The following is a 20,559-nucleotide window of genomic DNA, read 5'->3' as shown; positions in this document are numbered from 1 at the left end:
GCGGTGCAGGCGGGCAACCGGGCGGTGGTGGAGATCTCGGATACCGGGCCGGGCCTGTCGGAGGAGCAGAAGGAGCGGGTCTTCGAGCGCTTCTACCGGGTGGACGAGGCACGGACCCGGCGGACGGATCGGGCGGCGACCGGGACGGGGCTGGGTTTGGCGATCGTGGCGGCGATCGTGCGGGCGCATCAGGGGACCGTGGAGGTGATCAGCGAGCGGGGCCGCGGAGCGACGTTCCGGGTCACTTTGCCCACGCTAAACCCAGACAAAAGCTTCACAGAAAACATCCAGGCGTAACACAGTCTGGTTCGAGCGCGACGGGGCAAGGTGTTAGTCATGAACGAGAACGAGACCGACCCGCGCCCCGCGGACTCCTCCTCCGAGAGCAGCAGCCCGGAGCCGGTCCAGTCCGAGCAGCCGACCGTCGCCGTGCAGCCGCACGCCGCGCCGCAGTGGAGCGCCCCGGTTTCGGCCGCCCCTCAGTCCGCCGCCCCGCAGTCCGCCGCCCCGCAGTCCGCCGCTCCGCAGCCGGGTTCGCCGTGGCAGCAGCCCCAGCACCCGCAGCCGCCCCAGCCGGCCCAGGCCCACCCGCAGTCCCCGTGGCAGCAGCCGGGTTACCACCAGCAGCCCCAGCCGGCCTACGCCGGATATCAGCAATATGCGCAGCAGCCGGCCTACGCCGGCGCCTGGAACGGCGGCGCCCAGCCGCAGCCGGGCGTCGAGACCGACCCGCACGGCCAGGCCTGGTCGTCCGCCGAGGGCCAGCCGATCTGGGCCGTCCCGGTCGGCACCGACCAGCGCCCGCCGTCCAACGGCCGCGGGCGGAAGATCTTCGTGGCCGGCGCCGCCGCCGTGCTGATCGCGCTCGGCGCCGGCGGGGTGGGCGCCGCCACCGCGCTCGCCTTCGACAAGGGCTCCGGCAACAGCCCGAAGGTGCAGACCGGCAGCTCGTCGGTCACCCGGGTAGTCGACCGCTCCTCGCTCGCCCAGATCGCCTCGGCCGTGCAGGACAGCGTCGTCTCGATCACCACCGAGTCGGGCGAGGGCTCCGGCGTGATCCTCTCCGCCGACGGCTACATCGTCACGAACAACCACGTGGTCGCCACCGCCCAGGGCAGCACCGTCACGGTGATCTTCGCGGACGGCAAGAAGATGACGGCCACGATCGTCGGCACCGACCCGCGGACCGACCTGGCCGTGGTCAAGGCGACCGGCGCCTCCGGCCTGCACGCCGCGCAGTTCGGCAGCAGTGCGAACATGCAGGTCGGCGACACGGTGCTGGCGATCGGCAGCCCGCTCGGCCTGGAGGGCTCGGTCACCGCCGGCATCATCAGCGCCAAGGACCGCACCATCCAGTCCAGCGGTGAGGACCAGGGCCAGCAGAACCCGCTCGGCCAGCAACAGCAGGGCGCCAGCACGACGATGTCCGGCCTGCTGCAGACCGACGCGCCGATCAACCCGGGCAACTCCGGCGGCGCCCTGGTCAACACCAACGGCCAGGTCATCGGCATCAACTCGGCGATCGCCACCCAGGGGCAGAGCTCCGGCAACATCGGCCTCGGCTTCGCGATCCCGAGCGACAAGGTCAAGCAGGTCGCCGACGACCTGATGGCCGGCAAGAAGGTGAGCCACCCGGCGCTCGGCGTGAGCGTGGCCGACGCGGAGAACGGCGGGGCCCTGGTCTCCACGGTCGCCGCCAACAGCGCGGCGGCCAAGGCCGGCCTCCAGCAGGGCGATGTGATCACCTCGGTCGACGGCAAGGCCATCGACAACTCGAACGACCTGGTCGCTGCGGTGCAAGGCGGCACGGTCGGCCAGAAAATGGCGATCGAGTTCACCCGGGACGGGGCCAAGAAGCAGGTCACGGTCACCCTGGCCGAGGCCCAGTAGGGCCCCTCCCGCGGCGGCGGGCGGTGTGACAAGGGGGTTGTCACACCGCCCGCCGCACGCTTTTGTGGCATCTCGCATTAATCGCCGCGCGGACTCGCCAGGGGGCTGGCCGACCGCCTAGTCTCCAATCCGCCATCGACGGCGAGCAGCGAAAGGCCCCCAGTGACCTACGTCGAGACCCGGATGAACGTCTGGGAAGCCCTGGCCGGGCGGGCTCCGGGCGAGCCCGGCGGTCCGGCCGACCCTGGGCTGTGGGGCGCTGTCGTCGACCGGCTCAACCCGGCCAGCGCCCGGCCGGTCCTGCGGGTCGGCATCGAGGCGGTCCAGTTGACCGCGGCGCGCGGCGACGCGTACATCATGCTGCGCTCGCCGGACGGCGCCACCCGGGCCGGCTACCTGCGGCTGACCCCCGAGGAGTGGCAGCTCGCCCTGCTGATGGACGGGCAGAACACGGTCACCATGCTGGTCGCCGAGTTCGCCCGGATAGCCGGCCGGCTCGCCCCCGACCAGGTCCGCCGGGTGGTGGCCGACCTGGCCGGCAACCGGATGCTCGACGAACTGCCGATGGACGCGTTCCGCCCGCTGCAGGAGGCCCGGCACAAGCCGTTGCCGGAGCGGGTCGGCAACGGGATGCTCGCCGCCGCGCGCGGCCGCAAGACGCTGGTCTTCGACGTCGACGGCCTGATCACCGCGCTCTACCGGGCCGGCGGCCGGTTCCTCTTCGGCACCGGCGCGTTCGTCGGCATCGGCCTGTTCGCCGTGCTCGGCATCGGCCTGTTCCTGGCCACCTGGGTGCGCGGCAGCCGGTCGCTGTTCCTGACCTCCGACTCGTACCTGCTGGGCGCGATCGTGCTGATCGTGCTGAACGGCATCGTGCTGGTCACGCACGAGCTGGCCCGGGCGCTCGCCACCAAGGCGGCCGGGCGCGAGGTCCCCGCCGCCGGCCTGCTGGTCTACTTCGGCATCCCGTCGGTCTTCGTCGACACCACCGACGTCTGGATGGCCGGGCGCCGGGCCCGCCTGCTGGTCGCCGCGGCCGGTCCGGCCGGCGCGCTGTTCCTCGGCGGCCTGGTGCAGCTGGGCGGGCTGGCCGTCCCGGCGCTGGCCGGCCTCGCGTTCAAGCTCGCCTTCCTCTGGTACGTGAACGCGTTCTTCCAGCTCAGCCCGTTCCTCCCGCTCGACGGGCACTACCTGCTGATGGACTGGCTGGAGATCCCGCAGGTGCGCGCCCGCGGGCTGGCCTGGGTCGGCGGCCGGCTGCGCGGGCGTACGCCGCGCTGGTCGACGCTCGACCGCGAGGGCCGGCTCATCGCGCTCTACGGCATCCTCTCGGTCGCCTGGCTGGCGATGGCCGCCGTGCTGACCTACCGGGTCTTCGCCGACCGCATCTCCGGGCTGGCCACCGGCCTCTGGCAGGCCGGCCTCCTCGGCGGGTTGCTGTTGCTGCTGATCGTGCTCGGGCTCGGCGCGCCGGTCGTCTTCTTCGTGCTCGGCCGGGTCGCCCGCTGGTGGGGCCGCTCCCGCCGGCGGCGCGCCGAGAACGACCGGGAGGCCGACGCCCCGCGCCGGCTGGCCGCGCTGCGCGCCTCCGACCTGGGCGGGCTGCCCGAGGCGGCGCTGGCCGCGCTGGCCGCCCGGGCCCGCTGGGAGTACCCGAGGACCGGCCGCCAGATGGTCCAGGCCGGCGGCTCGCAGTCGGGCGTCTACGTGGTCGTCGAGGGTGCGCTGCAGGGCCGCAAGCCCGGCGACCCGCCCGGCACGATCCGCTACCACGTCGGCCCCGGCGGGGTGGTCGGCCTGGTCAACGCGATCGCCGGCCGCCCGACCCAGCTCGACTGGCACACCGCCGGCACCACCCTGCTCTACATCCCGGCCGCCACCGTGGCGTCGGTGGTCGGGCCGCTGCCCGGGCCGCCGCCGCAGGACCGGGCCGAGGCCGAGGCGCTCTTCGCGGACACGCCGGCGCTGGCCGGGCTGGCCGTCGACCAGCGGCTCGCGCTGATCGCCTCGGCGCACCCGGTCGACCTCGAGCCGGGCGCGCCGGTCATCCTGCCCAGCCCGACCCACGCGGTCGTGGTCGAGTCCGGCGTCATCGCCATGCCGGACGGCGTGGAGTTGCGCCGCGGCACCCTGGTCGGCCCGGTCGGCGACGGCATCCCCGGCATGGTGGCGCAGACCCTCGCCCCGGTACGCCTCTGGGTGCTGCCGGACGCCTCCGACCTGCCGCCGCTGGTCGGCACGGCCCACCGCCCCGGCTCGCCGATGCCGGCCGGCGCGCTGCGCCCGGGCGCGCCGGCCCCGGAGGCGTACCCGCCGCTGGCCGTGCCGCCGGGCCCGCCGGACGGCCTCGACAACCAGGCGCTCGACCGCCGCTTCGAGGGCCGTCTCTGGTGGCTCACCGTGTTCCTGCTGGTGGTGGCGCTGGTGCTGGTCGGGCTCAGCTTCCGGCCCGGTCCGGCCTGGGCCGAGATGCCCCGCGACCAGGTGCTGCTGACCGTCGACCGGGGGCACGCCAACGCGACCGTCGACGGCGCGGTGACCACCTTCGGGCCCGGCGACCGGGAGTACCTCGGCCAGGGCGCGCGGGTCGAGGTGCCGACCGAGTCCACCGCCCGGATCACCTTCCCCGGCGGCGGCGCAGCCGTGCTGTGCGCCGGCGCCCGGATCCAGCTCGGCGCGCTGGCCGTGACCGCCGGCCGGCACCAGGCGCCGCTCGGCGCGCTCGCCCTGGAGGCCGGCCGGGTGCTGGCCGACACCACCGGCACGAGCGGGGCGTTTCAGCCGCTCGGGCTGACCGTCACCCGCGCCTCCGGCGACGTGGTCAACTCCGGCGCCGCCTGGTTCGCGATCGACCGGGACGCGGTGACCGTCTCGACGGGCAAGGTGTCCGTCGGCGGCGCCGCCACCAAGACCACCGGCGCGCAGCTGAGCTGCGGCGACGGCGTGGCGGTCACGCCGCCCTCGACCGAGGGCACGCCCTCGGAGCAGCCGTCGCCGTCCGAGACCGACCTGCCGCTGCCGAGCGAGTCGGCGAGCGTCGCCCCGGCGGCCAGCGCGACGGCCACCACCACACCGGCCACCACCAGCCCGACCGCGACGCCGACCACCACGCCGGCGACGACGGCCGCCACCACCAAGCCGCCGGTCACCACGAAGCCGACGACCAAGCCGACCACGGCCGCGCCGACGACCTCGCCCACCACCACGGCGCCCACCTCGCCCCCGACGAGCGATCCGCCGTCGCCCGCCTCCGCCAGCACGTCGACCCCGGCATCGTCGGACGCGGAGTCGATCAGCACCCCGTGAGCGGAGTCGATCAGCTCCCCGTAAGTGGTGCTGCCGGAACTGGACCGACGGCCCTATCGTCTAGGAATGAGCACGCGGAACGACGATGACGACGACCTGGGCCCGTGGTCGGAGTTCGGCATGGCGCTGCACGCGCTGGCCGAGAGCGGCGATGCGCCGGTCGAGCCGCACAGCGGGCTGGGCGACCGGCCCGATCTCGACGGCCTGCCGCCGGTGACGCACAGCGGCCTGGGCGACGCGCCGCCGGCAGGCATCGGCGAGGCCCTGCACGAGGTGGCGCGGTACGCGCCGCCGAAGGGTTACCACAACCGGGTGGACGCCGACGGCGACGGCCACTTCGACAAGGCCACCTACCTGGGCGACGGCCACGGTGGCGCCGAGATCCTGGTCGACCTCAACGGCGACGGCCAGCCGGATTTCATCGGTCACGACACCAACCTGGACAACCGGGTCGACTTCGCCGAGTACGACAAGAACCACGACGGCTTCTTCGAGAAGCGGATGTACGACGACAACGGCGACGGCATCCTCGACCGCACCGAGTGGATCCACGACAGCTGATCGGCAATCTTCTATTTACAACTACAGTTAACAGTCCTAATAATTGGCCATGCCCATCCAACCGCCCCACCCGCCACCCAAAAAAGGACTAAAGGCAAGCCGGCCTCTAATCCTCGCCATGGCCGTCTCCATCGCAGCGGCCGGCACCACCTTCTACCTCGCCTCCTCGGCCAGTGCCGCGACCGCCTGCGCCCCGGCCTGGAGCGCGACGGCCGTCTACGTCGGCGGCAACTCGGCCTCCCAGAACGGCCACAACTACACCGCCAAGTGGTGGACCCAGAACGAGTCGCCCGCCACCCACTCCGGTCAATGGGACGTATGGGCGGATAACGGCGCCTGTGGAGGAGGCACGACGCCGCCAACGACGTCGCCCCCGACAACGACGCCCCCCACTACCGCGCCGACTACGGCCCCACCGTCGACCACCGGCATCCCCAAGCACGCCCTGATCGGCTACCTGCACTCGAGCTTCGCCAACGGCTCCGGCTACCTGCGGATGGCCGACGTCCCCGCCGACTGGGACATCATCGACCTGGCCTTCGGCGAGCCGACGAGCGCGACCTCGGGCGACATCCGGTTCACGCTCTGCCCCGCCACCGAGTGCCCCGGCGTCGAGTCGGAGGCCGACTTCAAGGCCGCCATCCAGGCCAAGCGCGCGGCCGGCAAGAAGGTGCTGCTCTCCATCGGCGGCGCCAACGGCCAGGTGCAGCTCACCACCACCGCCGCCCGGGACACGTTCGTGAGCTCGGTGAGCGCCATCATCGACAAGTGGGGCCTGGACGGCGTGGACATCGACTTCGAGGGCCACTCGCTGTCGCTGAACACCGGCGACACCGACTTCAAGAACCCGACCACCCCGGTGATCGTCAACCTGATCAGCGCGCTGAAGAGCCTCAAGGCCCGCTACGGCGCGAACTTCGTGCTGACCATGGCGCCGGAGACGTTCTTCGTCCAGCTCGGCTACCAGTACTACGGCTCCGGTCCGTGGGGCGGCCAGGACCCGCGCGCCGGCTCGTACCTCCCGGTCATCTACGCGGTCCGCGACTTCCTGACCATCCTGCACGTCCAGGACTACAACTCCGGCTCGATCATGGGCCTGGACAACCAGTACCACTCGATGGGCGGCGCCGACTTCCACATCGCGATGACCGACATGCTGATGGCCGGCTTCCCGGTCGCCGGCAACACCGCCAACATGTTCCCCGCTTTGCGCGAGGACCAGGTCGCCTTCGGCGCGCCCAGCTCGGTCAGCGCGGGCAACGGCTACGTCGCCCCCGCAGCCGTCCAACAGGCGGTCGGTTGCCTGGTCAACGGCAGCAACTGCGGCGGCTACACCCCACGCAGCGGCACCAATCCCAACTTCCGCGGCCTGATGACCTGGAGCATCAACTGGGACAAGTACTACGGTTGGGAGTTCCAGAACCAAAACGGCAAATACCTTAAAAGCCTTTGACCGTACGGGTGCGACCAGTCCCCGGTGAGCCCGGGCCGCGAGCTGCCACAACAGCTCCGCGCCCGGCCGCCGGGCGGGCCCGGCCCAAGACGTCGCCGCGTGCCAGGATGAATCATGGTCGACAAGCCGGTGGCGTTCGTACTCGGTGGCGGTGGCGTGCTGGGCGCCGTCGAGGTGGGCATGTTGCGGGCGCTCTTCCGGGCCGGGTTCCGACCCGATCTGGTGGTCGGCACGTCGATCGGGGCGGTCAACGGTGCCCTCGTGGCCGCCGATCCGAGCGAGGGGGTCACCGACCGGCTGGTTCGGCTGTGGACGTCGCCGGAGGCGGCCGCCGTCTACGGCGACTCGATCGGTCGGCAGATGCGCCGGTTCGCCGCGCGTACCCACCTGCACTCGCCGCGTCCGCTGCGCCGCCTGCTCGAGGGCGAGCTCGGCGAGCACACCACGTTCGGTGACCTGAAGGTGCCGTTCCGCTGCTGCGCGGCCAGCATCGAGCGGGCCGCCGAGCACTGGTTCGACAGTGGACCGCTGGTCGACGCCGTGGTCGCCTCGTCGGCGGTGCCGGGGCTGCTGCCGCCGGCGGAGATCGGCGGGGAGCACTTCGTGGACGGTGGGATCGTCAATTCGATCCCGATCGGTGAGGCGGTCCGGATCGGTGCGAAACTGATCTTCGTGCTCCAGGTGGGGCGGGTCGAGCGCCCGCTCAGCGTGCCCCGCCGGCCGTGGGAGGTGGCGCAGGTGGCGTTCGAGATCGCCCGCCGGCACCGGTTCGCACGCGAGCTTGCATCGCTGCCCGACGATGTACGGGTGCACGTGCTTCCCAGCGGCGGCGGCGAGACCCGCGACGACAGCCCGTGGGCGTACCGCGACATGGCCGCCGTCGGCCGGCGAATCAGCCGCGCGTACGTGGCGTCCCGCCGCTACCTGCACGCCAACGTGCTCCCGCTGCCGGGCGGCGGCTGATGCCGCTGGCCCCGGCCGGGGTCCGCCGGCTGATCATCGCGCCGGCGGTCGTGCTGCTCGCGGTCGGCCTGCTCGCCACCCTGCCGGTCTGGCTGCTGCTCGCGCTGGCCGCCTCCCCGCTGGTCCCCGGGCACCTGCGGGTGCCCCGCCTGGTGTTCCTGGCCATCGTGTACATCGTCTGGGACGCCGCCGCCCTGGTCGCGCTCTTCGTCCTGTGGATCGCCTCCGGCTTCGGCTGGAAGATCCGCAACCCGGCCTTCCAGCGCGCCCACTACGTGCTGACCGGCAAGTTCCTCGGCGTGCTGTTCTGGCTGGCCCGCTGGTCGCTGCACCTGACCGTGGAGGTGGTCGGCACCGACCCGGACACCGCGGTGCCGGGCCGGCCGGAGATCGTGGTGAGCCGGCACGCCGGGCCGGGCGACTCGTTCATCCTGATCCACGCGCTGGCCAACTGGTTCGACCGGGAGCCGCGGATCGTCCTCAAGGCCACGCTGCAGTGGGACCCGGCGGTGGACGTACTCCTGAATCGCCTGCCCAACCGGTTCATCTCGCCCGGCCGGGGGCGGAGCGGCAGCCTGGAGGAGGAGGTCGGCGAGCTGGCCGACGGCCTCGACGACAACGACGCCTTCGTGATCTTCCCGGAGGGCGGCAACTTCACCCCGCGCCGCCGGATCAAGGCGATCGCCTGGCTACGCGCCCGCGGGCTGGCCGACATGGCGGAGCGGGCCGAGGGACTGCGCAACCTGCTGCCGCCGAAGCCGGGCGGCCTGTCCGCGGCGATCGAGGCCGCCCCGGACGCCGGGGTGATCTTCGTGGCGCATACCGGGCTCGACCGGCTGATGACGGTCGCCGACGTGTGGCGCGAGCTGCCGATGGACAAGCAGCTGATCATGCGGTTCTGGAGCGTGCCGCCGGAGGAGGTGCCGGCCGGCGAGCAGGAGCGCGTCGACTGGCTCTACGACTGGTGGGCCCGGATCGACGCGTGGATCGAGGAGAACCGGCCGGCGGCCCGCCCGCTGGGCACGGACTGGACCGCCCGCCGCCGCGGTCCTCGAGAGCAGACTCAGGAGCCGAGCGAGCTGTAGAAGCTGTCCGGCGCCTCGGTGATCTCGTTCGGGGCCGGCGCGGTGACCTGCACCGGCTGGCCGTAATTCGCGTAGGTGACCCGCAGCGGCTCGCCCTGCGGCAGGTTCACGGTCAGCGTGGCGAGCCGCCCCTGCGCGTCGAGCGTGGCCGTGAACGGCACGGTGGTCTGCACCGGCGCACCCGAGGCCCCGACGCTGACCTGGCCCAGCCCGGCGACCCCGGCCACCTTCGACAGGTCCACCGAGCCGGCGTAGCTGGTGTCGCCGGTCGCCTTCACGTCGGTGGTGGCCTTGAGCAGGTTCGCCGTGTTCACCGGGTCGATCTGGCCGGGCCGCAGGCCGATGGTGGCGTTCGCGGGCAGCCGCGAGCCGTCGACGTGGGTCCAGGTGCCGGCCTTGGTGATCCCGGGCACCTGCGCGTACAGGTCCTGGCCGATCAGCGTGGTCTTGACGTTGATCTCGGCGTTCGGGCCGCTCGCGGTCAGCTGGGCGGCCGCCTTGCCGTTCGGGGCGTCGATCGAGCCGGTCATCCGGAAACCGGAGCCGGACGACGCCGTGAGCGTGAAACTGGTCTGGTCGAGCTGCTCGACCGCCTGGGAGAGCTTCGCGGCCGCCTGGGGATCGGCGGAGGTGGTCGTGGTCGGCGCCGCGCTGCCGGCGGCGCTGGGGGTGCTGGTGGCGGCCGTGTTGTCGGCGCAGCCGGCCACCGCGAGGGCCACCGTGGCCATCGTCGCGAGACCGAGCCCGGCGAGCCGTGGTGTCCGCATATGTCCGTCCTCCTTGACGCCTGTCTGGCTGAAGGACATCAATTCCCGACGGCCCCGGTGGGCAAACGGGTCGGACCGGCGCGGCATGATGGCGGGAGGCGAACAACCTGGAGGATCCGTGAGATTCGAGGTCAGCAAGGTCCTGGATGCCATCGAGGGCCGCCTGAGCACCGACCCGGCGCTGGCGCGCGCGGTGGTCGACCTGTCGGAGATCGTGCGCTACGCCGACCTCGACGGCGGCCGCCCGGCCAGCTCGGTCCGCCTCGGGTTGGTCATCGACGCGCTGGGCCGCTACCTGACCGAGGACAACGTGCCGGTCTACGTGATCTCCCCGCGCGGCCTGCTCTCCGACACCGACCTGACCTCCAACGAGCGGATGGTGATCCGCCGCTGGGCCGACGACGGCAAGGTCGAGGTGGTGCCGGTCCTGGAGGACCGCGTCTTCGAGGTGGCCGAGATGCTCGGCCTGCCGGTGCTGACCCGCACCCGGGGCGAGCAGTTCCGCGGCCGCCGCCCGTGGATCGACGAGCCGGGCCGCTTGCTGGCCGCGATCGCCGGCGAGAGCGGCCAGCCGGTGCTGGTCTCCCGGGTGGGCCGGGGCGACCCGGGCGTGCAGCCGGAGCGCTCGCCGATGGGGGAGCGGCTGCTGGCCCGGGTGTGGCAGTGCCCGGAGTCCAACTGCACGAGCTTCGGCTCGGGCGGCGACCCGGACAGCCCGTTCGCCGACATGCGTACCTTCACCAGCCCGGTCTCGCAGCCGCCGCCGGCGATCCGGGCCGGGGCGCCGACCTGCCCGCGGCACGGAACGAAGCTCAAGGACGCCGGCGCCCGGCCGGCCGTCGAGGTGCTGTCCGTCCGCATCGACGGCGTGGTCCGCAACCGCTTCGTGGTCTCCACCGAGGCCCCGGTGGTGGTCGGCCGGGCGCCCGAGGGCGGCGGGGGCATCATGCTCGGCCAGTGGCTCAGCGAGGACGCCCGGAAGTGGATCAGCCGCGGGCACGTGCAGTTCACCCTGATGCCCGGCGGCGGCCTGGTGGCGCAGGATGTGAGCACCAACGGCACCGGCGTCCGCCCGGGCGGCTCGTTGGACGACGACGAGCGGATCACCCTGAGCCGGAACGAGTCCCGTCAGCTGGCTCCGGACGACGTGGTCGAGCTGTACGGCGGGGTGAACGTGGGCCGCTCGAAGCTGTGGGCCACCGGCGGCCTCACCCAGACGGAATCCGTGATGGGCGAGGCACCGACGATGGCCCTCCGCAAGTTCGAGCGTTAGAGGATCGCGGCCAGCTGGGCCACCGCGTGGTCCAGCTCCTCCTCGGTCACCACCAGTGGCGGGGCCAGGCGGATGGTGGAGCCGTGGGTGTCCTTGGCGAGCACCCCGCGCTCGGCGAGCCGCTCGCAGGCCTGCCGGCCGGTCATCAGCGCCGGGTCGATGTCGACGCCGGCCCACAGCCCGCGCCCGCGTACCGCCACCACGCCCTTGCCGATCAGCGCGGTCAGGCCCGCGTGCAACCGGTCGCCCAGCGAAGCCGAGCGCCGCTGGAACTCGCCGGTCGCCAGCAGCCGGACCACCTCGGTGCCGACCGCGCAGGCCAGCGGGTTGCCGCCGAAGGTCGAGCCGTGCTCGCCCGGCTTCAGCACGCCGAGCACCGCGCGGTCCGCGGCCACCGCCGACACCGGCACGATGCCGCCGCCGAGGGCCTTGCCCAGCACGTACATGTCCGGAACGACGTCCTCGTGCTCGATCGCGAAGGTCCGGCCGGTGCGGCCCAGCCCGGACTGGATCTCGTCGGCCACCAGCAGCACGTTGTGGTCGTCGCAGAGCTCCCGCACGCCGCCGAAGTAGCCCTCCGGCGGCACCAGCACGCCCGCCTCGCCCTGGATCGGCTCGAGCAGCACGGCCACCGTGTTCGGGGTGATCGCGTCGGCCAGCGCGGCCAGGTTGCCATAGGGAACAACCACGAATCCGGGGGTGTACGGGCCGAAGTCGGCGCGCGCGTCCGGATCCGTGGAGAAGCTCACGATCGTCGTCGTACGCCCGTGGAAGTTGTCCGACGCGACGATGATCTCGGCCCGGTCGGCCTCGACGCCCTTCACCCGGTAGCCCCAGGCCCGGGACACCTTGATCGCGGTCTCGACGGCCTCGGCGCCGGTGTTCATCGGCAGCACGAGATCTTTTCCGCAGAGGGCGGCGAGCGCGTGGCAGAACTCGCCGAACTGGTCGTGCACGAACGCCCGGCTGGTCAGCGTGACCCGGTCGAGCTGGGCGTGCGCGGCGGCGATCAGCCCCGGGTGCCGGTGGCCGAAGTTCAGCGCCGAATACCCGGCCAGGAAGTCCAGGTAGCGGCGGCCGTCGACGTCGGTGACCCAGGCGCCCTCGGCCTCGGCGATGACCACCGGCAGCGGGTGGTAGTTGTGCGCGGTCCAGCGCTCGGCCTCGGCGAGCGCCTCGGGCGTACGCATGTCGACACTCGTCATCAGGAACGCACCTCCAACGTGCAGCACTTGGGTCCGCCGCCGGCCTTGCGCAGCTCGGAGACGTCGACCCCGACGGTCTGGTACCCGGCCGCGCGCAGCTCGGCGGTCAGGTGGGTGGCCTGGGCGGGCAGCACAACCGTACGGCCGTCGCTGACCGCGTTGAGGCCCAACACCTCGGCATCCTCCGCATTCGCGACGATCGCGTGCGGGAACAGCTGGCGGATGACCGCCTGCGAGCCGGGGGAGAAGGCCGGCGGGAAGTACGCGACGTTGGTGTCGTCGAGCACGCACAGCGCCGTGTCCAGGTGGTAGTAGGCCGGGTCGACCAGCTGCAGCGAGATCACCGGGCGCCGCAGCACCTCCTGCGTCTCGGCGTGCGCGGCGTGCGCGGTGCGGAACCCGGTGCCGGCCAGCAGCACGTCCCCGGCGAGCAGGATGTCGCCCTCGCCCTCGTTGGTGTGCTTCGGCTCGGTCACCGCGAAGCCGCGCTCCCGGAACCAGGCGGCGTACGCCGGGGCCTCGTCGGCCCGCTCGGCGTCACGGAACTGCACGGCCAGCACCCGCCCGTCGACCACGGTGGCGCCGTTGGCGGCGAAGACCATGTCGGGCAGGCCGGGCAGCGGGTCGATCAGCTCGACGGTGTGCCCGAGGTCCAGATATGTCTGCCGGAGCGCCTCCCACTGCGAGACGGCCAGGGCGTTGTCATAGGGCGCCGTGGGATCCATCCACGGGTTGATCCGGTACGTGACCGCGAAGTGGGTGGGGCGGCACATGAGGTATCGGCGCATGACTGAAACGCTAGGTCGCACCGGTGGTGCGAACCCAGCGTTCAACCGTGCGTGCCGCGTTCGATCGTTGCGTGCTCAGGCGCCCGACCGGCGAATCGTTAAGACCCGCCCGCCGGCGATCAGAAGTGGTTGACCGTGTGCACGTCGAGCCAGTGGCGGACGGCCGGCACCGTGTCGGTGTTCGTGCCCAGCCAGTGGAGCGAGCCGGTCAGCGCCAGCACGCCGAGCACGATCGCGCCCAGCGCCAGCACCATGCCGAGCAGCGCGTCGGTCTTGCCGGCCACGTGCCGCTTGCCGGTGGCGTGGACGCCGCTCAGCGACAGGACCAGCGCCAGGCCGGCCGCGCCGATGCCCCAGCCGAGCAGCGGCCCGGAGAGCACCAGCAGCACCGCCGCGACGCCGAGGATCAGGCCGAGGGTGGCGAGCAGGCTCGCCCGCGGCTTCGGCCCGGCCAGGACCGGCGGCGTCTTCTCGGTCAGCGTGTCGTCGTCGGAGCGCGGGAAGACCGGTCGGGAGACGGTCGACGGCGGCGGGGGCGGGGGCGGCTGCTTGCGCAGGTCCGCGGTCGTCGGCTCCTCGTCGCGTCGCGGTCGAACAGGCGTGGACGCGGCGGCCGTCGCCGGGGTGGGACGTTCCGCGTCCGCGGTTTCGGGCTGGGTCTGGCGGGAGAACGTCGGGATTCTCACGTCCAGCACCTCCTTGAAGATTCAGGGATGCCACCGCCTATACCCCGATCACCCGCCCGGCACACAAAAGGACGCGGAACCGACGGCCCGCGCCCTTTTCCCGGTGAATCTCAGGCGGGCAGCGACGCCACGTCGCTGGCCCGGCTGATCACGTGGTCGACCAGGCCATACGCCTTGGCCTCGTCGGCGGTGAACCAGCGGTCGCGGTCGGCGTCGCGCTCGATCTCCTCGGCGGAGTGGCCGGTGTGGAAGGCGATCCGCTCGTTCATCACGTTCTTGATGTGCAGCATGCTCTCGGCCTGGATGGCGATGTCGGCCGCGGTGCCGCCGATGCCGCCGGAGAGCTGGTGCATCATGATCCGCGCGTGCGGCAGCGCGAACCGCTTGCCGGGCGTGCCGGCGCAGAGCAGGAACTGGCCCATCGAGGCGGCCATGCCCATCGCGATCGTGGCCACGTCGTTCTTGATGTACTGCATCGTGTCGTACACCGCCATGCCGGCGCTGATCGAGCCGCCGGGCGAGTTGATGTAGAGCGCGATGTCCCGCTCGCTGTCGTTGGACGCGAGCAGCAGCATCTGGGCGCAGATGCGGTTGGTGACCTCGTCGTTCACCTCGCTGCCCAGGAAGATGATGCGCTCTCGCAGCAGCCGCTCGAAGACCTGGTCGTCGAAGGAAGCGCCGCCACCGCGCATCGTCAGCTCGTCAACACTCATGTATTCACCTTCCCGCATCGGCCCGCCGTCACCCAGCGATTCTCCTATGGGCATAACCGCGCCGCGCCCGACCGGATACCGGTGCTCAGGCGCGGCCGTGCACGAGCGGCACGCGTCGTACCTTACGAGCGACGAGTTGCAGTGCGACGCGGTGCGCATCACCGGCGGAGTCCAGGACCGGCTGGAGACGGCCGCGCGGTTCGCCGCCGAGGCCGGGCTCGAGGTGTGGTACTGCCCGTTCACCAACGGCCTGGACCGCGCCGGGCTCCTGGCGTTCGTGCTCGACGGCGCCGAGCGGGCCGAGCGGCTGCGGCAGGGCGGCGCCGCGGTCGTCTACCTCACCGGCTCCGAGATCTCCATGTTCACCGACGGCTTCCTGCCCGGACGCGACCTGGCCGAGCGGATGGCGCTGTTCACCGACCCGATGCGGATGCGCGCGGCCATCCCGGCCGCGCGCGCCGCGGTGCAGGACTTCCTCGCCGAGGCGGTGCCCGCGGTGCGGGCCTTCCACGCTCTGACCGATTACGGCCGCACCCGCCGGATGGCGCGGAATCGGGCTACTTGAGTACCGTTGCTCCCCGTGCCAGAGGGACACACCATTCATCGGCTCGCCGGGCGGCATCGGGAGCTGTTCGCCGGGCGGCGGCTCGCGGTCGGCAGCCCGCAGGGGCGGTTCGCGGCGGGGGCGGCTCTGGTCGACGGGCGCACTTTGCGGGACACCGAGGCGTACGGCAAGCATCTGTTTCACCACTACGACGGTGATCTCACCGTGCACGTCCATCTGGGACTCTACGGAAAGTTCAGTGACGGGGAGCCGCCGGTGCCCGCGCCGGTCGGCCAGGTGCGGATGCGGGTGGCCGGCGACGCGCACTGGCTCGACCTGCGCGGACCGACCGCGTGCGAGGTCTTCGATCCGGTGCAGTGCCAGGCGCTGCGCGACCGGCTGGGCGCCGACCCGCTGCGCGACGACGCCGACCCGGAGGCCGCCGGCAAGCGGGTACGCACCAGCACCAAGCCGGTCTTCGCGCTGGTGCTGGACCAGTCGATCGTGGCCGGCTGCGGGCTGATCTACGCGAACGAGGTGCTGTTCCGGGCCGGGCTCGCGCCGACCACGCCGGGCCGGCTGGTGACCGCCGGGCAGTGGGACGAGATCTGGGCCGACCTGCGCGCGCTGATGAAGGAGGGGGTGGCCCGCGGCCGGATCGACACCGTGCACACCCAGCACACCCCGGAGGCGATGCGGCGGGCGCCGCGGGTGGACCGGCACGGCGGCGAGGTGTACGTCTACCGCCGCCCCGGCCAGCCCTGCCTGGTCTGCGGCACGGCGGTGGCCCGGGGCCCGCTGGCCGGCCGGAATCTCTACTGGTGCCCGGCCTGCCAGCCGGGCACCTGACGGCCGGCTACCGAGGGGGCCGGCTACCGGGCGGGCCGGCTACCGGGCGTCGCTGTCGTCGCCCGTCGCGGGGGCCGCGGCCGGGTCGACCGACGCCGACGGGCTCGGTTCCGGCGTCGCCGTATCGGTCGGCGTCGGCGTCGCGGCCGGGGACGTGGTCGCCGCCGGGGCGGCCGGCTCGCCCGGGATGCCGAGCGTGAAGTTCGCCTTGAACCAGGGGAGCAGCTTCGCGTACGCCGCAATGGTGTCCGGCTGGTTGAAGTCGTGCGACAGCACGATCGCGCCCGGCCGCACGTCCTTCTTGATCTCCGCGACCACCCGGGCGGTGTGCGCGACGTCGGTCTCGCCCGTCTTGTGCAGCCAGTCCTGCGGGTCGACCTGCCAGTAGAGCGAGGTCATCCCGTCGGCCGCGGCCACGTCGACCAGCCGGTCGGTGAAGTTGCCGCCGGGCGCCCGGAAGAACGGGATCTTCACTCCCGGCGCCGCCGCCTCGATCGCCGCGTCGGTCCTGGCCAGGTCGGCCCGGATCTGCTCGGGCTTGTCCTTACCGATCGTGAGGCTGTGATTCCACGTGTGGTTGCAGAGCGTGTGCCCGTCCGCCACGATCTCGCGCACGATCTCGGGGTGCTTCACCACGTTCTGCCCGACCAGGCAGAAGGTCGCCTTGATCTGGTACTTGTCGAGCAGCGCGAGGATCTGCGGGGTCTGCGCCGGGTCGGGCCCGTCGTCGAAGGTGAGCGCGACCGCGGTCGAGCCGGTGACGCGCAGCGAGTTGGCCGGCCCGGCGTCCTTGTTCTTCGGCTTGGCGGGGCCGGTCGAGGGAACGACGGGCACGTCGGCGGGCGCGGACGCGGCCGGGGTGGGTTTCGGCTTGGCGGGGTCGGTCGCCGCGGTGCCGCCCTTCTGCTGCTGCGCGTGGTTGCCGGTGGCCCGGGCCGCGGCATTGATCGCGTCGAGGCCGTCCCGGGAGCGGGCGCCGGGCACCGCGATCAGCACCAGGCCGACCGCGACCAGCGAGGCGAGCAGAATCTGCTGCCGCTTCTTGCCCATCAGCAGCCAGGACTCGAGCGGTATCGTGCCGGGCGCGCGGTGGCTGCCGGTGACCGGCGGGCGGGTCGGGGCGGCCGCACGATGCGACGCCGTCCGCCGTTGCGAGGCCGGCCGGTGGTGGCGCGCGGAGCGCGGACCAGGGACCCAGGTGTCGCTCTCCAGCAGCGTGCTCACCCGGTAGACCGGGACCGGCCGGGGCTCATCGGCCAGCGACTCCGGACGTCGGTGCCGGCCGGTGCGGTCGGCGACGGGGGGCGCGAGCGGCGACATGGGACATCTTTACCGTGCGGCAAGATCTGACGCGAGACCGGTTCGGTGATCTCATCTGTACGGTGGGTAGTAACACCTGCTGGCGCTCCGTGATCGAGAGCTCACAAAATCGACCGGATCCTACAAATTCGGCTCACATCGCATGGTGGACGGCGTCGGTCGCCTTGCGGGCCGCGATCAGCACCGGATCCCACACCGGCGCGAACGGCGGGGCGTAGCTGAGGTCGAGGGCCGTCATCTCCTCGACGGTCATCCGGTTCCACACCGCCACCGCCAAAGCGTCGATCCGCTTGGCCGCCTCGGTACGGCCGACGATCTGCGCCCCCAGCAGGGTCCCGGTGCGGCGCTCGGCGATCAGCTTGACCGTCATCAGCGCGGCGCCCGGGTAGTAGCCGGCCCGGCTGGTCGACTCCACACTCGCCGTCACGAAGGCGAACCCGGCCCGGCGCGCCTCCTTCTCGGTGAGGCCGGTGCGGGCCACCTCGAGATTGCACACCTTCGTCACCGCGGTGCCGATCACCCCCGGGAACGTGGCGTAGCCGCCGCCGATGTTGATGCCGGCCACCCGGCCCTGCTTGTTCGCATGCGTGCCGAGCGGGATGTGCACGGGCTCGCCGGTCAGCAGGTGGTGCGTCTCGACGCAGTCGCCGGCCGCCCAGACGCCCTCGACGCCGGCCACCCGCATCCGCCGATCGGTGCGCACCCCGCCGGTCACGCCGACCGGGAGGCCGGCCTCTTCGGCGAGGGAGCTGTTCGCCCGTACGCCCAAGCCCATCACCACGATGTCGGCCGGCAGCGCGCCGCCCGGGGTGAGCACTTCCCGGACCCGGCCGCCGCCGGTCCCGATGCCGGACACCTCGGCGTCGGTGACCACCTCGATACCCATCTCGCCGATCGCCTTGCGCACCAGCGAGCCCATCTCCGGGTCGACCGTCTTGGCCATCGGCTCGGGCGACTTCTCCAGCAGCGTGACGTCGAGGCCGCGCAGCACCATCGCCTCGGCCATCTCCACCCCGATGTAGCCGCCGCCGATCACCACGGCCTTCCGGGGCTTCGGCTCGCCGTCCAGCCAGTCGTGGATGGCCGCGCCGTCGTCCAGCGTCTGCACGCCGAAGATGCCGGCCGCCGGGATCCGCGCCCACTCCGGGGTGACCGGGGAGGCGCCGGTCGCGTACACCAGATGGTCGAAGCCCTCCCGCACCTCGCCGCCGCCGACCAGATCGTGCGCGACCACCTCGCGCCGATCGAGGTCGATCCCGACCACCTCGTGCCGCAGCCGCACATCGATGCCGGCCTTGCGATGGTCTTCCGGCGAGCGCGCGACGAGCGCGTCGCGCTCGGCAACCGAACCACCGATCCAGTACGGGATGCCACACGCCGAATACGACGTGAAATGCCCCCGCTCGAACGCCACGATCTCCAGCTTCTCCGGCCCGAGCCGCTTGCGAGCCTGCGAGGCGGCCGACATGCCGGCCGCGTCCCCGCCGATGACCACCAGCTTCACGGGTCCAGCGTAGGCTCCGCGAACGCCTTCTCCATGACGATCGTCGGCCGCCCCTTGGCCCGATCCGGCCGCAGGTCGATCCGCCGGTAGCCGAGCGCGTGCCAGAACGGCTGCGCCGCCGTGTTCGCGACGAGCACTCCGAGCCTGATCGCCGGCACGCCCTCGCCGCGGAACCGCTCCTCGACCGCCCCGACGATGGCCCGCCCGTAGCCGCGCCCCCGACGCTGCCCGTCGACGAGCAGCAGCCCGATCCACGGGCACCCATCGACCGGATGCCGCAACAGCAACTGAGCGAACCCGGCGACCCGCCCGCCGTCGTCGCGTGCCACGACCGTCTCGCAGCCCTCGGCCGTGGCGTCCTCGCGCAGCATCGCGGCGATCGATTCCCGCGTCATGGTGTCCGGGTCCTGATCGCCGCTTACCCGCCAATACTCGGAATGCGACCGGCAGATCGCCTCGAGCTGCTCGATCTCGACGGCATCGAGACGCGCCGTCGCCAGTGTGATCACGCGAGGACACTATCAATCGATCATGTCGCCCCGGGTAGCGTTCGCGAGCCAGGTGACGACGTCGTCGACCGAGCCGCGCTGGGAGAGGATCGCTCGCTGGCGGGCCGCGCCGGTGCCGTGCGCCCGCAGCCGTCCCATCAGGACGGTGGCTATCCTCAGGTCGCCGTGGCGTTCCAATTCCGGGCGTACGTGGTCGAACAGCTGCCGCATCAGGCGCCACGCCGGGCGGGGCTCGCGGGTGGCCAGGTCGACCGCCAGACCCTCGAGGCCGTCGTGCGCGGCTCGCCAGTGCGCCGCCATCAGCAGCGGGTGCGACACCTTCGGGGCCGGAACGTCGTCCCGCACGTCGCGCAGCAGGGTGGCGACCAGGGCCCGGGCCAGCGCGGCCAGCAGCATCGCGTCGTCGAGGGTGGGCGTGACGTCGCCCATCCGGATCTCGACAGTCGGGTAGTGCGCGGAGAGCCGGGCGTACCAGTAGAGCATGCCCTCGTCGAGCATCGCGCCAGTCTGTTCGAGGTCGGCGACCAGCGTCTCGTACTCCGCCAGCGACTCGAGGTACGGCGTCGGGCCGACGGTGGGCCAGCGCTCCCACATCATCGAGCGCCAGCTGGCGTAGCCGGTGTCCCGGCCGCCGAACAGCGGCGAGTTGGCGGTGGCCGCGTGGAAGACCGGCAGCCAGGGCCGCAGGTGGTTCAGCACCCGCACGCCCGTCTCGCCGTCCGGGATGCTGACGTGGACGTGCGTGCCGCACATCCCCTGGCCCGGGGAGAGGTCGCCGTAGTGTTCGCGCATCCGGTGGTACCTCGGCCGGTCGACCACCCGGGCGACCGGGCCGGCGGCCGGCCCGGTGCCGACCGCGAGCAGGCGGGTGCCGGCCCGCTCGGCGGCACCGGCCACCTCGCGGCGCAGCTCGCGCATCGCCTGGTACAGGTCGCTCAGCTTCAGCTGCGGTGGGCTGGCTACCTCGATCTGGCTGCGCAGGTATTCATGCTGCACCGAGCCGCGGATCGCGTCGGGGATCAGGTCGACGACCTGCTCGACCGCCTCGACGCCGCGCGGCTCGACCGCGTCTACCAGGATGTACTCCTCCTCGATGCCGAGCGTGAGCAGATCGTGCGATTCGGCCCGCTCGGCCATCTCCGC

Annotated in this window: 19 protein-coding genes; 10 read left to right on the top strand and 9 right to left on the bottom strand. The window is 72.4% G+C overall.

Features of this window, described 5'->3' with window-relative positions; translation table 11 throughout:
- The 7 genes from IH26_RS0112800 to IH26_RS0112770 form a co-directional block, all read left to right on the top strand.
- Positions 1-297, top strand: a 297-nt coding sequence (locus tag IH26_RS0112800) for a sensor histidine kinase (RefSeq protein ID WP_169789746.1), incomplete at its 5' end; no start/stop codon positions are given.
- A 39-nt stretch (positions 298-336) separates the two neighbouring features.
- On the top strand, positions 337-1,890 hold the full coding sequence (locus tag IH26_RS0112795) for a S1C family serine protease (protein WP_030436389.1): 1,554 nt from the start codon (positions 337-339) through the stop codon (positions 1,888-1,890).
- 162 nt (positions 1,891-2,052) lie between these two features.
- Positions 2,053-5,196, top strand: coding sequence for a zinc metalloprotease (locus IH26_RS0112790; RefSeq protein WP_030436388.1), 3,144 nt, complete (start codon positions 2,053-2,055; stop codon positions 5,194-5,196).
- 66 nt (positions 5,197-5,262) lie between these two features.
- Complete coding sequence (locus IH26_RS57875) at positions 5,263-5,757, top strand: hypothetical protein (RefSeq protein ID WP_051808023.1); 495 nt, start codon at positions 5,263-5,265, stop codon at positions 5,755-5,757.
- Between the two features lie 118 nt (positions 5,758-5,875).
- Positions 5,876-7,210, top strand: coding sequence for a chitinase (locus IH26_RS0112780; RefSeq protein WP_030436386.1), 1,335 nt, complete (start codon positions 5,876-5,878; stop codon positions 7,208-7,210).
- A 114-nt stretch (positions 7,211-7,324) separates the two neighbouring features.
- Complete coding sequence (locus IH26_RS0112775; protein WP_030436385.1) at positions 7,325-8,173, top strand: patatin-like phospholipase family protein; 849 nt, start codon at positions 7,325-7,327, stop codon at positions 8,171-8,173.
- On the top strand, positions 8,173-9,258 hold the full coding sequence (locus IH26_RS0112770; protein WP_030436384.1) for a 1-acyl-sn-glycerol-3-phosphate acyltransferase: 1,086 nt from the start codon (positions 8,173-8,175) through the stop codon (positions 9,256-9,258). The genes IH26_RS0112775 and IH26_RS0112770 overlap by 1 nt, the downstream gene beginning before the upstream one ends.
- On the opposite strand, the gene IH26_RS0112765 is transcribed toward IH26_RS0112770, so the two are convergent.
- The gene (locus tag IH26_RS0112765) at positions 9,237-10,025 is read right to left on the bottom strand and encodes an LppX_LprAFG lipoprotein (RefSeq protein WP_030436383.1); all 789 of its coding nucleotides are present in this window, start codon (positions 10,023-10,025) and stop codon (positions 9,237-9,239) included. The genes IH26_RS0112770 and IH26_RS0112765 overlap by 22 nt on opposite strands.
- 118 nt (positions 10,026-10,143) lie before the next feature.
- On the opposite strand from IH26_RS0112765, the gene IH26_RS0112760 reads away from it, so the two are divergent.
- Positions 10,144-11,298: an FHA domain-containing protein gene (locus tag IH26_RS0112760; RefSeq protein ID WP_030436382.1), complete on the top strand. Its 1,155-nt coding sequence runs from the start codon at positions 10,144-10,146 to the stop codon at positions 11,296-11,298.
- Here the strand turns inward: IH26_RS0112760 and rocD are convergent.
- The 4 genes from rocD to IH26_RS0112740 all read right to left on the bottom strand — a co-directional run bounded on the left by rocD (position 11,295) and on the right by IH26_RS0112740 (position 14,690).
- Entirely contained in the window at positions 11,295-12,503 is a 1,209-nt protein-coding gene (rocD, locus tag IH26_RS0112755) for an ornithine--oxo-acid transaminase (RefSeq protein ID WP_030436381.1), read from the bottom strand. The genes IH26_RS0112760 and rocD overlap by 4 nt on opposite strands.
- Positions 12,503-13,291: a dimethylargininase gene (gene ddaH / locus IH26_RS0112750; RefSeq protein WP_030436380.1), complete on the bottom strand. Its 789-nt coding sequence runs from the start codon at positions 13,289-13,291 to the stop codon at positions 12,503-12,505. The genes rocD and ddaH overlap by 1 nt, the downstream gene beginning before the upstream one ends.
- A 119-nt stretch (positions 13,292-13,410) precedes the next feature.
- Complete coding sequence (locus IH26_RS55775; protein WP_157437163.1) at positions 13,411-13,977, bottom strand: hypothetical protein; 567 nt, start codon at positions 13,975-13,977, stop codon at positions 13,411-13,413.
- A 110-nt stretch (positions 13,978-14,087) separates the two neighbouring features.
- Positions 14,088-14,690 (bottom strand): ATP-dependent Clp protease proteolytic subunit, encoded by a 603-nt coding sequence (locus IH26_RS0112740; RefSeq protein ID WP_030436378.1) that lies wholly within the window; start codon positions 14,688-14,690, stop codon positions 14,088-14,090.
- A gap of 97 nt (positions 14,691-14,787) precedes the next feature.
- Between IH26_RS0112740 and IH26_RS53475 the strand changes: the two genes are divergently transcribed.
- Complete coding sequence (locus IH26_RS53475) at positions 14,788-15,255, top strand: hypothetical protein (RefSeq protein ID WP_245665135.1); 468 nt, start codon at positions 14,788-14,790, stop codon at positions 15,253-15,255.
- 15 nt (positions 15,256-15,270) lie between these two features.
- A complete protein-coding gene (locus tag IH26_RS0112730; protein WP_030436376.1) occupies positions 15,271-16,083 on the top strand; it encodes an Fpg/Nei family DNA glycosylase in 813 nt (270 codons plus the stop codon).
- Positions 16,084-16,122: 39 nt separating this feature from the next.
- Here the strand turns inward: IH26_RS0112730 and IH26_RS57060 are convergent, their stop codons facing one another.
- The 4 genes from IH26_RS57060 to IH26_RS0112710 all read right to left on the bottom strand — a co-directional run bounded on the left by IH26_RS57060 (position 16,123) and on the right by IH26_RS0112710 (position 20,553).
- Positions 16,123-17,403, bottom strand: coding sequence for a polysaccharide deacetylase family protein (locus IH26_RS57060; RefSeq protein WP_063763680.1), 1,281 nt, complete (start codon positions 17,401-17,403; stop codon positions 16,123-16,125).
- A 133-nt stretch (positions 17,404-17,536) separates the two neighbouring features.
- Complete coding sequence (locus IH26_RS0112720; RefSeq protein WP_030436374.1) at positions 17,537-18,907, bottom strand: FAD-dependent oxidoreductase; 1,371 nt, start codon at positions 18,905-18,907, stop codon at positions 17,537-17,539.
- Positions 18,904-19,416, bottom strand: coding sequence for a GNAT family N-acetyltransferase (locus tag IH26_RS0112715; RefSeq protein WP_051808017.1), 513 nt, complete (start codon positions 19,414-19,416; stop codon positions 18,904-18,906). Before IH26_RS0112715 ends, IH26_RS0112720 begins: the two co-directional genes overlap by 4 nt.
- Before the next feature lie 12 nt (positions 19,417-19,428).
- Positions 19,429-20,553 (bottom strand): carboxylate-amine ligase, encoded by a 1,125-nt coding sequence (locus IH26_RS0112710; RefSeq protein WP_030436372.1) that lies wholly within the window; start codon positions 20,551-20,553, stop codon positions 19,429-19,431.
- Between the last annotated feature and the right edge of the window lie 6 nt (positions 20,554-20,559).

Origin of the sequence: Actinoplanes subtropicus, assembly GCF_000721705.1 — a bacterium.
GTDB classification, from domain to species: Bacteria; Actinomycetota; Actinomycetes; order Mycobacteriales; family Micromonosporaceae; genus Actinoplanes; species Actinoplanes subtropicus.
This window is presented reverse-complemented; position numbering and strand designations above follow the sequence as displayed.

Excerpts from the sequence above, each read along its gene's own strand:
- IH26_RS0112795 (WP_030436389.1), top strand. The coding sequence starts at position 337 with ATGAACGAGAACGAGACCGACCCGCGCCCCGCGGACTCCTCCTCCGAG.
- IH26_RS57875 (WP_051808023.1), top strand. The coding sequence starts at position 5,263 with ATGAGCACGCGGAACGACGATGACGACGACCTGGGCCCGTGGTCGGAG.
- IH26_RS0112780 (WP_030436386.1), top strand. The coding sequence starts at position 5,876 with ATGGCCGTCTCCATCGCAGCGGCCGGCACCACCTTCTACCTCGCCTCC.
- IH26_RS0112775 (WP_030436385.1), top strand. The coding sequence starts at position 7,325 with ATGGTCGACAAGCCGGTGGCGTTCGTACTCGGTGGCGGTGGCGTGCTG.
- IH26_RS0112770 (WP_030436384.1), top strand. The coding sequence starts at position 8,173 with ATGCCGCTGGCCCCGGCCGGGGTCCGCCGGCTGATCATCGCGCCGGCG.
- IH26_RS0112765 (WP_030436383.1), bottom strand. The coding sequence starts at position 10,025 with ATGCGGACACCACGGCTCGCCGGGCTCGGTCTCGCGACGATGGCCACG.
- rocD (WP_030436381.1), bottom strand. The coding sequence starts at position 12,503 with ATGACGAGTGTCGACATGCGTACGCCCGAGGCGCTCGCCGAGGCCGAG.
- ddaH (WP_030436380.1), bottom strand. The coding sequence starts at position 13,291 with ATGCGCCGATACCTCATGTGCCGCCCCACCCACTTCGCGGTCACGTAC.
- IH26_RS0112740 (WP_030436378.1), bottom strand. The coding sequence starts at position 14,690 with ATGAGTGTTGACGAGCTGACGATGCGCGGTGGCGGCGCTTCCTTCGAC.
- IH26_RS57060 (WP_063763680.1), bottom strand. The coding sequence starts at position 17,403 with ATGTCGCCGCTCGCGCCCCCCGTCGCCGACCGCACCGGCCGGCACCGA.
- IH26_RS0112710 (WP_030436372.1), bottom strand. The coding sequence starts at position 20,553 with ATGGCCGAGCGGGCCGAATCGCACGATCTGCTCACGCTCGGCATCGAG.